Here is a 14,475-nt window from a genome sequence, read left to right as displayed (position 1 = left end):
CTACTTGATGCCGTTCATATTTTTTCCGTAAAATATTTCGTCCATCTCCGTCTTCAACCGTTCCGTGATCTCCGCTTGTTCCTCCGGACGAAGCTTCTCCTTCGTATACCCGAACAAATAGTTGTTCAGATCGAACCGTTTAAGCTTGCATTTCGTATGGAAAATATGCTCCTGGTATACATTGACATCGATAAAATCGTAATGGTCGAGCACTTCGTCCGGAATGTAATTTTGGATCGAGCTGATCTCGTGATCGATAAACAGCTTCTCCCCGTGAATGTCTCTAGTAAAGCCGCGCACCCGGTAATCGATCGTCATGATATCCGTGTCGAAGGAATGGATCAAAAAGTTGAGCGCCTTCAGCGGAGAAATTTCGCCGCAGGTGGACACGTCGATATCCGCCCGGAACGTGCTGATCCCTTCGTCCGGATGGTATTCCGGATACGTATGTACCGTAATATGGCTTTTGTCCAGCTGCAGAACGAGCGACTTCGGCAGCGGTCCCGGGGACTCGTCGAACGATTCGGTAGGAACCTCTACGATCGGGCCCTCCGAAATTAGAAAAGTGACGCTCGCTCCTTGCGGAACGTAGTCCTGCTTGGCAATGTTCAGAATATGCGCGCCGATAATGTCGGTGACCGATTCCAAAATCCCTTTCAACCGGTCGGAATTGTACTGCTCGTCGATATACTCGAGATAAGCTTCGCGTTCCTCCTTCGTTTTCGTATAGCAAATATCGTACATATTGAAGCTCAGCGACTTGGTCAAATTATTAAACCCGTGCAGCGTGATCCGCTGCTCTTGCGTCAGTTTCATGGCTCGCTCCCTCTTTTCCGTCGTATTCCTCTTTATTACTTACCCCATTTTCCGCTTTTCAAGTCCAAATGTTCATGATGATGTCGTTTTCCAATTCAATTCCAGCTTATCAGGGCGAATCGGAATGGGATATAATCGGTATATACTGTATGACCCGTAGACGGTTTCCGCGTCATAGAAAGGAGTTCCGGCATGAAAGTGATTGTAGTGGACGATGAGCGGCTTGCGTTGATGAAACTAACGAAGATGCTTCAGGGCATGGAAGACTGCGAAGTTGTCGGCTGCTTCCTAAGCGCAGAACAGGCGGTTGAGCAGATCGGACTCCTTAAGCCGGATGTCGTCTTTCTGGACATTCATATGCCCGGGTTAAACGGGCTTCAAGCAATAGAACGCATGCGTGCGATCGTGCCGGACTTGGAAGTCGTACTGGTTACCGGCCATGGGGAATATGCGCTTACGGCATTCGGACTGGACGTGCTGGACTACGTACTGAAGCCGGTTGGCGCGGAGCGGTTAAAGAGCACGGTGCAAAGGCTGCGCCGGCGTATAGTGTCCGGACCTGCAAATTCACCGCCGCAGCAAGAAACGGCATTCATCCGCTGCTTAGGCATGCTCCAGTTCCAGAAGGCGGACGGGCAGCCTGCCGCATTGAGGTGGCGCACGGCCAAAATCAAAGAGCTGTTCGCCTATATGCTTCACCGGCGGAACAACAGAGTAAGCATGGACAGCTTGCTGGAGCTGCTTTGGCCGGAGCTGGACGAGCAGAAAGGAAGAATGAATTTGCATACCGGCATCTACCAGCTGCGCCGGATATTGAAGGAATTTGTCGACGAACCGCTCATCTCGATCCGTTATGCGAACAGCGGATATACGCTCGAGACGAAGCAGGTGCGGATCGATGCGGAGGAATGGGAGCGGCAGCTCCGGGAATTGCCTCCCGTCTCTCTGAAGCAGCTCGCAGGCCATCAGCAGCTGTTCGATCAGTACCGCGGCACATACTTCGGCGAAGACCGTTATTCTTGGGCGGAGCTCGAGCGGCAGCGGCTCAAGGCGCTTTGGATGCAGCATGCCGAGCGGCTCGGCCAGTTTTACGGCGATCATGGGATGAATACCCAAGCCATCTCCGTCTATAACCGGATGCAGCAGCTCGACCCTTTGCTCGAGCATAGTTATATCGGGCTGATGAACGTATTCGCGCTGTTAAAAGATATGGACTCCGTTGAGGCGCAGTTCAACCTCGCCGTCCGCGTACTGAATGAAGAAGCGGGTGCGGGTCCCGGACCGGAAATAACGGCGTGCTATCGGCGGTTGAAGGATATGGATACGGCTATCTCGTAGCCGGGAGAGGGATCGGCCAACACCGTGCCGAAAATGTCCTAATATGTCAACGAAAAAAATGTTGTTCATCCTCGGATTGTTTTTGCTGACGTCGGTCGGTATCCGGTTGTTATGGAATCAACAATACGCTCCAACCCAGCACGTTGAAGCCGTTCGAGGCGTACTGGATTTGCGGGACAGCCATCTGCCGCCCGACTACACGATTGCGCTGAATGGGGAATGGGAATTTTTCCCCCATCTTTTCCTTCAACAGGATAACGGTAATTCCCCCGCCGCACTTCCCGACTCCGCACGCCGGTACGTCCAAGTTCCGGGGGCATGGAAATCCGCTTTTCCCGAGGGGGAGGATCGTTCGTTCCGCTTCGGTACGTACCGGCTGTGCATATTGCTGAGCGACGATAACAGGCAAACGTTAGGAATAAGGACGACAACCATCAAATTCGCTTCGGATATTTATGTAAACGGCCGGCATTTATCCGGGTCGGGCGTTACGGCCGAAGAACTGCGGTTATTCGAAGCGCGCAACGTTCCGTACACCGTCTCCTTCGAGCCGGATAGCAGCGTCATTGAACTTTGGATTCGGGTATCCGACCATTCCGTATTGGAGAAGGGCGGAATAACCGGCTCCGTTCTGCTCGGAACGTACGACGACCTGACCCGTACGACCTTATTGTCCATCGGGATGCAGCTGCTGCTTGCCGTCGTCCTGCTGATGCACGGATTATTTGCCGTAATTATTTATTTCGTCGGCCCCCGGCCGCGCAAAGCGCTCTCTTCCTTCTTTATGCTGGTCGGCTGCACGATTGTCGGGGTGCTGATCGACGATGATAGAGTGCTGCTCGTCTGGATGCCTTCGATTCCGGGAGAATGGGCGGTTAAGCTGCTAATATTGTCCTACGCCGGAACAGCCGTTTTCTTGATCAGATTGTTTCATCATTTATTTCCTGAGAACGGCATGCCTAGAGCTTACCGCGCATGTATGATCGTCAGCTTCTTATTCGTATGGATCGTTCTGCTTAGTCCGGTTCAATATTCGGCTCTGTTCAGCAAGCTGCTCTTGTTCTTTATGCTGCTCCCTTCAGCCGTAGTGCCGATCCTTTTGCTGCGCCTAGCCATGCAAGGGAAGGATGATGTCATCTTTTTGCTCATCTCCGCAACAAGTGTGGCCGCCAACGTCGTGTGGGCTGCCGTTAAGATCAATTATTGGAACCCTCTAACGTTTTATCCGTTCGACCTGATTGTCGCGTTTCTCAGCTTTGCGGCGTTTTGGTTCAAACGATTTTTCCGGGCCAATGTCCAGGCGGAAAAACTTGCTGCCGAACTGTTAAAGGCCGACAAAGTCAAAGACGATTTTCTGGCCAACACGTCTCACGAACTGCGCAACCCGCTGCACGGGATCATCAACATTGCCCAGTCCGTGCTCGACGACGAACGGAATACGCAAAATCCGCAAAAATTGCAGCTTTTGGTGAATGTAGGGCGGCGTATGTCGCTTATGCTGGGTGACTTGCTTGATGTAACCCGGCTCAAGGAAAAAACGGTGCGGCTGCAGCCCGGCCGGGTGAACTTACAGTCCGTTGCTTCGGGCGTTGTCGACATGCTCCGGTATATGAGCGAAGCCAAACCGATCCGGTTCTCCATCACGATCCCGGATTCGTTCCCCGATGTACGCGCAGACGAGAACCGGCTGATCCAAATCCTATTCAACCTTCTTCACAATGCGGTTAAATTTACGAATGAGGGTACGATCGAGATCCGTGCAAGGAGCCGGGATAATTGCGCATTCATTGAAGTCGAGGATAGCGGCATCGGAATGGACGATTCGTTGCAGCGACGCGTATTCCGGCCCTACGAACAGGGTGATGCCGGAGTAACGGCAGTTGGCGGCGGTCTAGGTCTTGGCCTAAGCATATGCAAGCAGCTTGTGGAGCTGCATGGCGGCGTGCTGGAAGTCGGTTCCGTGCCCGGCAGGGGCTCCGTCTTCGGATTCACGCTGCCTTTCGCCGAGGAGAGCGACCTCCGGGACCAACCGGCCTACCTTCGCAACGAAACCGTCGTCGAGTCCGAGACGGCAGCGGCTGTTTCGCTTTTATCCGATAAGCCGATCGGGACCGAAACGGAGCGGGCATTTGCCGGAAGCAAGCCGCACCTATTAATTGTAGATGACGATCCCGTCAATTTGAACATATTGGAGAGCATTCTGACACAGGAGCAATATGAAATCACGAAGGCGTTGAACGGTATGGAGGCGATATCCAAGCTCGAGACGAAGCATTACGATCTGATCATATCCGATGTCATGATGCCCCATATGTCAGGCTATGAGCTGACGCGCGGTATACGCGCCCGATTCTCGGTATCCGAGCTTCCGATTTTGCTGCTTACGGCGCGAAGCCGGACGGAGGATATCGATGCGGGATTTCTTGCGGGAGCGAACGATTATGTGACAAAGCCGGTCGATGCGCTGGAGCTGCGGGCCAGAGTTCGCGCCTTGACGGAGCTGAAGCAGTCCGTACACGAGCGCTTGCGTATGGAAGCCGCTTGGCTGCAAGCCCAATTTCAACCCCATTTCTTATTTAACACGCTGAATTCGATTTCGGCGCTCGGCGATATCGACACGGATAGGATGCAGCTACTGCTTGAAAAGTTCGGACATTATTTGCGCACGAGCTTCGAGTTTCATCATACCGAGCATATCATTCCGCTTGAACGGGAGCTCGAGCTTGTACGCTCGTATTTGTACATCGAGAAGGAACGGTTCGAAGAGCGGCTGCAAGTCAGCTTGGAGCTTGACGAATCGCTGCGGCTGCAGCTTCCCCCGCTCACCATCCAGCCAATCGTGGAAAATGCGGTCAGACACGGAATCTTGCAGCGTCCCGGCGGCGGTACGATCCGGATCCGAACTACCGATTGCGGCAGCTTCGGCGAAATCGCCATCATCGATGACGGCGTCGGGATGGATGAGAATAGGGTGCAATCGCTGCTTGACAGCACCGCCGACGGAAGGCGGGGAATCGGTCTCCGCAATACAGACCGACGGTTGCGGCAGCATTACGGCCTCGGCCTGAGCATCCAAAGCATACCTGGCAAAGGCACAACCGTTTCCTATCAAATACCGAAATAGTTCGTTACCACTGCCGCTTACACATGAAAGGCCATGAACGAAAAGGTTCATGGCCTTTCTGCACTATCAAATGCACAACTTACTTCTTTTTCCGCCGGTTCAACAGACGGTAACAGCCTTCGGCCGCCAGTCCAAGCGCGAAGCCGATTACGATACTTTCGGCAAAGGCCAGGAAGCTGGCGAGATCTTCCCATCCTGCCATATCTCGCGATACATAGACGAACATCACGACCAGACCGAAGACGATGCCGAGCGACGTTATCGTCCATACCCAACGGGCACCCAGCCAGCCGAAGCCGTTCACGACAACCGACAAAATAAACGATAGCAGCACAAAGCGAAGCGCAACGCCCACATCGACCGTCTGTCCCAGCGCGACAAACCGGTTCAGCCATAGCAGAACCGCCAGCACCAGTCCGTAAGCGGGCATCCACCGAAGCATCCAGCTGGAGCTTCTTTTGGGAGGCAGCTTAAGCATGACATTCTCTCCCCTCGCTATTGTTATACGGCAGTCCGTTTCCTCGCGCTCGCCGTCCGAGCCGATTGGATGAACAAGCACGACGCGAAAGCGAGCAACGACATCCAGAAGCCGTATACGAGCAATTGATGGATACCGGCCATCGTATCCGGCGCCTTCGTCAGGAAAGCTCCCATCATCGTCGTACCGACCGCCGTCCCGATATTGCGCGCGAAAAATTGCATCGACGTGGAAATCCCTTTCTGGTGCGGCTCCACCAATTCCTGCGCGCCTATCGTCGTTACCGTGAAGATGAGACCGTAAGCCAATCCTTGCACGAACATCATCGAGAACACGAACAGAAATCCGCTGGCCGCATTGATCATGACGGCCGCGATGCCGCATACGATCAATAGCGCATTCCCGCATAGGAGCAGCCTCCGGTATCCGTAACGGATGACCCATTTGCCGGCCGGCACCGAGACGAGCATCCAGCCGACGGCCTGACCGAGCAGCGGAAGTCCGCTCACGAACAGCTCGTTGCCCCGCACCTCCTGCATGAACAGCGGAATGTAGCTTGCCGCTCCGAACAAGGAAGCGCACGCTAGGAACGTATTGCCGATCATCCAGGCAATATTTCTTTTGCGGAACAGCGTCAGCGGAATGAGCGGCGATTTCGTTTTAAGCTCGAAAGCAATAAAGGCCGCCAGCAGCAAAATTCCCCCTGCCGCATACAACCAAATCCCTTTCTCGACGACGGTCAGAAGCAGCAATAGACTTATGCTGGCCGTAAACATTGCAGCTCCCCAGAAATCGACCGGAGCCCTCTTCGGCACATACGCTTCCTTGTAAGGGATCAGCATCAGAACGGCAACGATGCACACCGGAATATTGACGTAAAAAATCCAGCGCCAGCTCGCATACTCGACAAATAAGGCGCCGAGCAGCGGCGCGAGAACGGCGGAAATACCCCACATGCCGGAAAACAACGCCTGTACGGTCCCCCGCTTCTCGACCTTAAGCAAATCTCCGGCAATAATCGAGGGAAACGGGTTCATAATTCCGGCCCCTATGCCCTGCACGGCACGGAACAATACGAGCTGCAGCATCGTTTGCGCGCTCCCGCATAGAAGCGATCCGATCAGGAACACGATCATCCCGGTCGCGAACACTTTCTTCCTTCCGAACATGTCGGATAGCCGCCCGGCGATCGGAGTCAGCACGGTGGATGTAATCATGTAGGCTACGAAGCTCCAGGCGTACAGCTCGAAGCCGCCCAATTCCTTGACGATGTGCGGCACCGTCGTGTTCGTGATGGTCGAATCGATCGAAGAGATCAAGACGGCCAGCACGATGCTGGTCATGACAAACCATTTGCTCTTCATGCTCCGCCCCGCCCCCGTTCTCATCTTATGCTACCGTTCGGCAACAATGCTTCTGCCGAGCAATCGTTCCATGAGCTTCCAGCCGTCAGCGCACTCCGGCGTCCGAATAACCGGCTCGAAGCCGTAATTCAAATACATGCCGACCGCCTTATAGCTTGTAGTCTGGGTTGTCAAATACGCCTTGTCATGGAACCGGGCCATCGTCCGCAGCGCGGCCGACAGCAGCGGCTTAGACAGCTTTCTTCCCTGGTGTTCGGGCACGACTGCAACCCAATGGATGCGGCCGATCACGCTTCCGTCCAGCTCGCCGTACCATGCCGTTGTCGTCCCGATCGGAATATCCCGTTCGTCGGTAACGAACAAGCAGCGCTGCTCCATCTCGTCCGTATACCCGCCGAATTCGTCCCGAAACCTCCGCAATGCCGCTTCCGCCGATTTGAATTCGCCGGCCGCCTGCTCGATCCGCGCCCAATGCTCCTCATCCCCGTCCCTAAATGTCCGTATGGAGTAACCTCCCGGCATAGCCGCCTCGGGAATGCCGAGCATGTTCGGCCTTACCATCGTCAGTCCGAAATGCGGGATGGACCCCGGCTCCTCCGAGTTTATCTGATCAGTCATCTAGGTATTCCCTCCCTATTCCTCGTATATCATTTTCCGCGTCATTCCGCCGTCAATGACCAGATGGGCCCCGGTTACGAAATCGTTGCCCGGGTCTGTCAAATAGCGGCAAGCTCTGGCGATGTCGTCCGGCTTCCCGACCCGCCCTGCCGGATGCTGGGCATGATCGGCTTCCCGCAGCGAATCGTAGCTCCCGGTCTCGATCCAGCCCGGACTGATGCAGTTCACGCGGATCCGATCCGGTCCGAGCGATACGGCAAGGGCATGCGTCAACGCCACGGTGCCTCCCTTCGATGCGGCATAAGCTTCCGAATTCGGCTCGGACATGATCGCCCTCGTGGAAGCGATATTGACAATGGCACCGCCATCGGCATTATGCCGCATCACCTTGGCGGCTTCCCTCGCGCACAGAAACATCCCTCGCAAATTCGTATGAAGCACGTCGTCCCATTCGTCGGCGGTTAGCTCGTAAACGGACTTCCAGCGCGAAACGCCTGCATTGTTGATCAGGATATGTATCGTGCCGAACGTCTCCTTCGCAATGCCGACTAGCGCCGCGATATCGGCTTCTTTGCGGACATCCGTCCGTACGAATATAGCTGATCCGCCCTCAGCCCGGATCGAAGCGGCTTGCCTTTCCCCCGCTTCCGCGTTGCTGTCGGCGACGATTACATGCGCGCCGCGGGCGGCATAATTTTGCGATACCGCTTTCCCGATCCCGCTGCCGGCGCCGGTTACGATAACGACCCGATTCGAGTAATCCATTCGTTTTCCGACCTCTCCTCTGTGAAAAATATGTATATTTGGTATACTGGTAAGCAAAGGAGCTGATTCTACTTGCGAATTCCGTTTGAACAAATGGTCGGGCGTTTCCGATCCGTCCTGGAGAAAGAAGGCTTTACCCCGGAGCGGGCCGAGCTTTGCTCGCGTCTGTTCGCCGAATCGAGCCGCGACGGCGTTTACTCGCACGGCCTGAACCGCTTTCCTCTATTTATCGATTATATCCGCAAAGGCTACGTCCGCGCCGATGCCGAACCGGTGCTCGTCGAATCTCTGGGGGTGCTGGAGCGTTGGGACGGCCGGTCGGGGCCCGGCAATCTGAATGCGCATTTCTCGATGAACCGCGCGATCGAATTGGCGAAGCAGCACGGCATCGGCTGCGTGGCGATCCGCGATACGAACCATTGGATGCGTGCGGGCAGCTACGGCTGGCAAGCGGCGGAATCCGGCTGCATCGGCATTTGCTGGACGAATACGATTCCGAATATGCCGCCATGGGGCTCGAAGGACAACAAGCTCGGCAACAATCCGATTGTCTTCGCCGTCCCCCGTCCGGAAGGACCGGTCGTGCTCGACATCGCCATGTCGCAGTTCTCGTACGGGAAAATGGGCATCCACGCGCAAAGCGGCGAGCCGCTCCCCGTCGACGGCGGATTCGACCGAGACGGCAATGCGACGCGTGACGCCGCGGCGATCGTGGAGTCGAGAAGAGCGATGCCGATCGGATTCTGGAAAGGCTCCGGCTTATCGTTTATGCTCGATCTGATCGTCACGATGCTGTCCGGCGGCAACAGCTCGATGGATATGGGCAAGCTCGGAACCGAACGGAATTTATCCCAGGTATTCCTCGTCATCGACGCCAGCCGCTTGCCCGATTCCGATGCGATCAATGGCAAAATACGCGAGATCATCGACGACCTGCATGCGGCCGCCCCGGACGAGAAAGGCGGAAAAGCGCGATACCCGGGCGAAGAGACGGTTCGCGTGCGCGAACGCAACCTGCGCGAGGGCATTCCCGTGGACGAGGCGATGTGGCAGCGCGTTCTCGAGTTGGACGCCTAAGCATCTCCGGCGCGAACTACATATCCAGCACGACATCCCATCTTCCGAACTGACCGATCGCTTTCATCAGCTCGTGATGGATCGGGATGACGAAGCGCATCGTACCAAGCGTGAACAACCCGCTGCGGTTATGGATCGTTGCTTGCTTGACGTATACGTTGTAATGCGGTGTCCCGTCATCGGCATGGACGATTTCCTGCTGCGTATTGTGCTTGTTCACGAACCGGACCTGCGTAGCCCCTTTCGACTCGAAAGGGGTTATGCTCACGATGTCCTCCAAATTCAAATAATAGTTGACGTGCGGCTTGTGCAGCACCAATTCCTTCGTCGAAACGGTAATGCCGAAATTCATTTTCTTATGCGACAGCTTCAGTTCGCCTTCCAGCGGCTTCAGTTTCATGAAATCCGGGTTGATGTCGATCGACCTCCTCTGCCATTTCGACGGCGATTTGTGCAGTCCGTTACTTCCAACTCAGCAGTACGGCCGAACGGTCATCGGGGGCCATCGATTTGTCCCGCTCGGCTTGTTCCACCCGTTCCACGTAACGCTCGAAGCCTTCCTGCAGGATGAGCTCCATCGTCGTTTCCAGCGGAAGGTCCGGATGGAACATCCCGTCCGAAACCAGCAGCACATGAGTCAATCCTTCCGTCGGTACAAGCCCGGATTGAATATGCCCGACGGCTTCTTCCGTACCGTTGGCGACGCCATATCCTTCCGGCGTATTCGCCATGAACGTCCGGTTGTACACCATGACGGGAAACAGCTCCGCAAACGTGCTTTCCTCCGGGACGCTCACTCCGTTTTTCCGGTCCCGCTCCCTCTTCGCTTTTGCTCTCGCGCTGACTCCTTTTACCCGATTCTGCGTCAAGACGACCACGCGTCCGTCCATATAACGCGCCACAGCCATGCAATCGCCCAATTGTGCGAAGCGGATGCCGTCCGGAGTCACATGGACCGCCGCTATGCAGGAAGCCCATAGCTCGTGCTTGATCCCGGTATCGATACCGTTACGGAGCATCGCTTGCCGCAGCTCGGCGTTTGCCGCGGCTATTTCTTCCACGAGGCTCCCGGCGTTACCGTCTATTCGCTCCAAATACGCTTTCAATGTGTTGGAAGCCAAATAAGCGCCGTTATGACCGTTGCTGTCCCTATAATCTGCAATAGGGGTAACACCGTCTAAGACGCCGTAAATATTCCGTACCGGGTTAAGCAGAAGGGCGTCTTCCCCTTCCCGCTTCTGTGGGCTCGGTTTCGAATAGTGCTGAATATGCATCTGAATGTGCCCCTCCCATGCTGTGCATTATGACCAATCATAATAGCGGTGCTCGGCTTCAAACGTCCCGTTCCTTGCCGTGACAATGCCGAACGAATATTTCAGCTGTCGTCTTTTGTCCGTAGGCGAGCCCGGATTGAACAGTACGGTATCGCCGATTTTCTCCAGCAGCGGAATATGCGAATGGCCGAATACAATCAGGTCCTGCGGATCGTCGCGGAAAGCGAGCCGGGCCCTTTCCGGTGTCGACCTGTCCGGACCTTCGTGTCCATGCACGATTCCGATTCGAACTCCCTCGTATTCGACCGTCCGCTTCATGCCGAAACGGTTGATGATGTCGTCGCCGTCGCCATTGCCGGCTACACCGACAACAGGCGCCAATGCCGACAATTCCTCGTAAACGTCGGTCGTAAACCAGTCTCCGGCATGAATAATGACGTCGGCATGGCGAAGTCCTTCCATAAGAACGGATGGCAGCTTGCGCGCCCGTGTCGACAGGTGAGTATCCGATACGACTCCGATGATCATCCTAGCTCACTCTTTCGTAATTGATCTGTCGTATATTTCGTCAAACGCCGGAATATTTCCGTTATCTCTCCGGTCGGCATCCGGACAAGCCCGCTCGAGGAAGGTGCGACGAATTCCACGACTCCCGGAACGACCGGGTCCGGCTGCTCGCCCCAGTCGATGCCGCTTCTTCCGCTGTATTGCTCGTATACGCCTTTGCCGACGAAGCAGGCGACCTTCGGACGATAGGTCGCGATCGTGTCCATTAACCGCAAACGGCCTGACTTGTATTCTTCCTTCGTAATTTCCGCAGCCATCTTGGTCGGTCGGGAGACGATATTGGTGAAGCCGTAACCGAGCTTCAGCAAATCGCCGTCTTCCTCGGGTTTATATTTCCGCGAAGTGAGTCCCGCTTCGTGAATGATTTTCCAGAACCGGTTGCTCGGATTGGCGTAATGGTGGCCGGTCTCGCCGGAACGCACGCTCGGGTTATAGCCGATAAACAAGACGGCCAAGCCGTAATCGAGATGATCGGGAATCGGATTCATGACGCCTCCTCCTCGTCCGGCTTTGCCGTCCGATAAATGTCATTCCATTATACCACATTGACAAAACGATAAGGGACCCTTTCGGGTCCTGAGGTTGTTGAGAAAGTGCGCAAAAAGAGGTAGCGCTGAAAGGCAAGAGGTTGGGGAATGCGCTCCACATCCGTTAAAATCGAGTTGTTTTCATATACTCGCAGCGGATACAACTCGATTTTAAAGTCAACCGCTTCGCTTTCCGCACATCTCCCCAACCTCTTTTAGACGTTCCATTCTCTTTTTGACTTTCTCAACAAGTGCGGAACCCATTCGGCCCGCAATGCTTTACTGCGGACCCAGCATCTGCTTCGCTTCCAAATAAAGCACCTGCACGAATTTTTTCACATTCAATCGAACGCCGCTATTGTCGGAGCCGGTGCCTGTTTCGAGCTCCCGCATTTTTTTGCGCACTTCCGAGAACTCGAAAAACTTAGAAGCGTAATTTTCGAATTTCGGGTTCGCATAATCGGTAAGTCCGAGCGAGGCGAGATGGTTCAGCGCTTGTCCGACCGACCGCCGCACCCGCTGTTCGGCCGCTTTGATTTCCTTGCGCAGTGCATCCGGCCCGGCGTCCGGTCCGAGCTTGCTCGCGGCCGTTTGGGCGAACAGCTCCTGAAGCGGAGGGAAGCGCCAATCCGCCGCAGTCGTTTGTTCCATACCCTCCAGCGCTTCAAGCATCCCGAGCAAATCCTTGCAGCCCGCTTCGCCGATCATGCCGAGCTCGGACAACAGTACGTTGCCCGGGCCCGCGATGCTTCTCGCCGATCGGGTCTGCTCCGGCGGCCGTTCGGAACGCGATATGCCCAGTCCGCTGAGCGACCGTTCGATTTCCCGTATCGAGAGCTCCAGCTTCCGTTTCTCCGACACCTTGCGGAAGATCGATATAACCTCAAGCCGATTGATCGGTTTCGTGATGTAATATTCGATTCCCATCTCGTATGCCGCGCCGATCATTTCCTTCGACTCCACCTGGGAGATCATAATGATTTTCCCGCCGAACCCGCCTTTCAGCGAACGAACCGTCTCGATTCCGTCCCGGATCGGCATCAGCAGGTCGATCAGCAGCACGTCCACCGCCTTCATGGCAAGCATTCCCGCATCGACTCCGAAGCCGTCCTCGGCCTCGCCAACTACGCTGCCAAGTTCTTCCTCCTCGATCAAATAGGCGAGCATCGACCGAACCGCTTCATCGTCATCCACAATAAAAAAACGCATGTTCCTTCATCCTTTATCTGCGATTTGCTCAACCGGCAGCAGCAGCTCGAACGTGCATCCCGTTCCGGCTTCCCGATTCCGGATCCGGATCGTTCCGTTCAGGCTCTCCACCGTTTGCTTCACATAAGGAAGCCCGATGCCCGTCGAAGGCTTGCCGAAGCTGTCGAATTTGGTAGTGAAGCCGGGCTGGAAAATGACCTTCATCCGCGAAGCGGCTACACCCGGTCCGTTATCCGTCACCCGAAACTCGACGAAATCGTCCTTTCTTTCCATGGCGATCGATATTTCGCCAATGTCTGCGATCGCCTCCACCGCGTTGGCAACCAGATTGTTCAGTAAAGAGAGCACCGTGTAAATATGATACGGCGGATGGTCGCCTTCGATATGCAGACGGATATCGATCCGCTTGTCCAGCATGCCGGCGTATTTGCGGTTCGCCTTCACGATCAGCTCGCCGATCTCCTTGGCATTCATATAATCGGTTACGCTTTCGCCGGAAATGATATGCGACAAACCGGCATAAATACGCTGGTTATCTTTTTTGATCTCGTGGATTTGTCCGGCGAGCTTTAGGACGGCCGCCGCCATTTTGTCGCTGTCGCACGCTTCCGGTCGTTCCTTATACTCCTGATACAGGATGTAACAGTCACGGGTAATCGCCTCCGCATTCGCCATCGTTTTCTGCAGCTGGACCGCTTCCACGTACAAATTCGAGGTCAGCATCATCATATGCTCCACCTGCATGCGCCGCTGACGTTCCGTAAGCTGCACTTCCCGGAGCTTGAGCAGATTGAAGAACCCGAGCACGAAGAAGCTGCGGAAAACGGCGATCAGCAAAACCTCGTTTACACTCGATACCGACAACGTCCTCTCCGCCCCCGGCACACGGAATACAAGCTCCGTCACCCCCGCACCGAGCTCTACGACGATGCCCAAGAGGCCGACCAATAGCGGACGGTGATGCAGCCGGTTTATTCCGGTCAGCTGAAACAACATCGCGTAAGCGACATAATAGAAAAAGGCCGGATAATGCTGTCCGAATGCCGCGCCGAATCCGGCAGCATCGCCGTAAGCCAGGTCCAATACGCTTCGGAACAACGCGACCGAGACGCCGGCCGTCAAACCCGAGACGATCGGGGGAATGCGGCGCATCCATAGCAGAAAGAAAAACAGCACCGGCGGAGCTAGGCTGACGCGATATTCGTTGCGGAAAGGAAAAAACTTGAATTCGCCGGCGAGCGGTACGGCTATGGCCAACAATACCAAAGCGGCAATTCCGTGCTTCAAAGAAATTCCCTCCCACTTGACTTCACGTACC

At 55.2% G+C, this 14,475-nt stretch carries 14 protein-coding genes; 3 read left to right on the top strand and 11 right to left on the bottom strand.

Features of this window, described 5'->3' with window-relative positions; genetic code table 11:
* Complete coding sequence (gene speD / locus FE783_RS04150; protein WP_138878063.1) at positions 1-816, bottom strand: adenosylmethionine decarboxylase; 816 nt, start codon at positions 814-816, stop codon at positions 1-3.
* Between the two features lie 192 nt (positions 817-1,008).
* On the opposite strand from speD, the gene FE783_RS04145 reads away from it, so the two are divergent.
* Entirely contained in the window at positions 1,009-2,154 is a 1,146-nt protein-coding gene (locus FE783_RS04145; RefSeq protein ID WP_138878062.1) for a response regulator, read from the top strand.
* Between the two features lie 43 nt (positions 2,155-2,197).
* The gene (locus FE783_RS04140; RefSeq protein ID WP_138878061.1) at positions 2,198-5,278 is read left to right on the top strand and encodes a hybrid sensor histidine kinase/response regulator; all 3,081 of its coding nucleotides are present in this window, start codon (positions 2,198-2,200) and stop codon (positions 5,276-5,278) included.
* A 79-nt stretch (positions 5,279-5,357) separates the two neighbouring features.
* Here the strand turns inward: FE783_RS04140 and FE783_RS04135 are convergent, their stop codons facing one another.
* From FE783_RS04135 to FE783_RS04120, 4 genes are read right to left on the bottom strand one after another with little or no spacing between them, the layout of a single operon-like run.
* The gene (locus tag FE783_RS04135; protein WP_138878060.1) at positions 5,358-5,756 is read right to left on the bottom strand and encodes a hypothetical protein; all 399 of its coding nucleotides are present in this window, start codon (positions 5,754-5,756) and stop codon (positions 5,358-5,360) included.
* A 23-nt stretch (positions 5,757-5,779) separates the two neighbouring features.
* Entirely contained in the window at positions 5,780-7,120 is a 1,341-nt protein-coding gene (locus FE783_RS04130; RefSeq protein ID WP_138878059.1) for an MFS transporter, read from the bottom strand.
* Positions 7,121-7,150: 30 nt separating this feature from the next.
* Positions 7,151-7,738 carry a GNAT family N-acetyltransferase gene (locus FE783_RS04125; RefSeq protein WP_138878058.1) on the bottom strand — a complete coding sequence of 196 codons (588 nt, stop codon included), beginning with the start codon at positions 7,736-7,738 and terminating at the stop codon, positions 7,151-7,153.
* Positions 7,739-7,753: 15 nt separating this feature from the next.
* Entirely contained in the window at positions 7,754-8,503 is a 750-nt protein-coding gene (locus tag FE783_RS04120) for an SDR family NAD(P)-dependent oxidoreductase (RefSeq protein WP_138878057.1), read from the bottom strand.
* Positions 8,504-8,575: 72 nt separating this feature from the next.
* Here FE783_RS04120 and yiaK point away from each other — a divergent pair, with 72 nt between their 5' ends.
* Positions 8,576-9,580, top strand: coding sequence for a 3-dehydro-L-gulonate 2-dehydrogenase (gene yiaK / locus FE783_RS04115; protein WP_138878056.1), 1,005 nt, complete (start codon positions 8,576-8,578; stop codon positions 9,578-9,580).
* Between the two features lie 16 nt (positions 9,581-9,596).
* On the opposite strand, the gene FE783_RS04110 is transcribed toward yiaK, so the two are convergent.
* The 6 genes from FE783_RS04110 to FE783_RS04085 form a co-directional block, all read right to left on the bottom strand.
* A complete protein-coding gene (locus FE783_RS04110; protein ID WP_238402846.1) occupies positions 9,597-9,980 on the bottom strand; it encodes a hypothetical protein in 384 nt (127 codons plus the stop codon).
* A 61-nt stretch (positions 9,981-10,041) separates the two neighbouring features.
* Entirely contained in the window at positions 10,042-10,854 is an 813-nt protein-coding gene (locus FE783_RS04105) for a protein phosphatase 2C domain-containing protein (RefSeq protein ID WP_138878054.1), read from the bottom strand.
* Positions 10,855-10,881: 27 nt separating this feature from the next.
* Positions 10,882-11,382, bottom strand: a complete 501-nt coding sequence (locus FE783_RS04100; RefSeq protein ID WP_138878053.1) for a metallophosphoesterase family protein — start codon at positions 11,380-11,382, stop codon at positions 10,882-10,884.
* Entirely contained in the window at positions 11,379-11,909 is a 531-nt protein-coding gene (locus tag FE783_RS04095) for a mismatch-specific DNA-glycosylase (protein WP_138878052.1), read from the bottom strand. Before FE783_RS04095 ends, FE783_RS04100 begins: the two co-directional genes overlap by 4 nt.
* 318 nt (positions 11,910-12,227) lie before the next feature.
* Positions 12,228-13,157, bottom strand: a complete 930-nt coding sequence (locus tag FE783_RS04090; protein WP_138878051.1) for a DNA-binding domain-containing protein — start codon at positions 13,155-13,157, stop codon at positions 12,228-12,230.
* Between the two features lie 6 nt (positions 13,158-13,163).
* Positions 13,164-14,444 (bottom strand): ATP-binding protein, encoded by a 1,281-nt coding sequence (locus FE783_RS04085; RefSeq protein ID WP_138878050.1) that lies wholly within the window; start codon positions 14,442-14,444, stop codon positions 13,164-13,166.
* Positions 14,445-14,475 lie beyond the last annotated feature (31 nt).

Origin of the sequence: Paenibacillus mesophilus (assembly GCF_005938385.1) — a bacterium.
GTDB lineage: Bacteria > Bacillota > Bacilli > Paenibacillales > NBRC-103111 > Paenibacillus_AB > Paenibacillus_AB mesophilus.
Note: the sequence above shows the minus strand (reverse complement) of the source record. Positions and strands in the feature narration are given on the sequence as shown.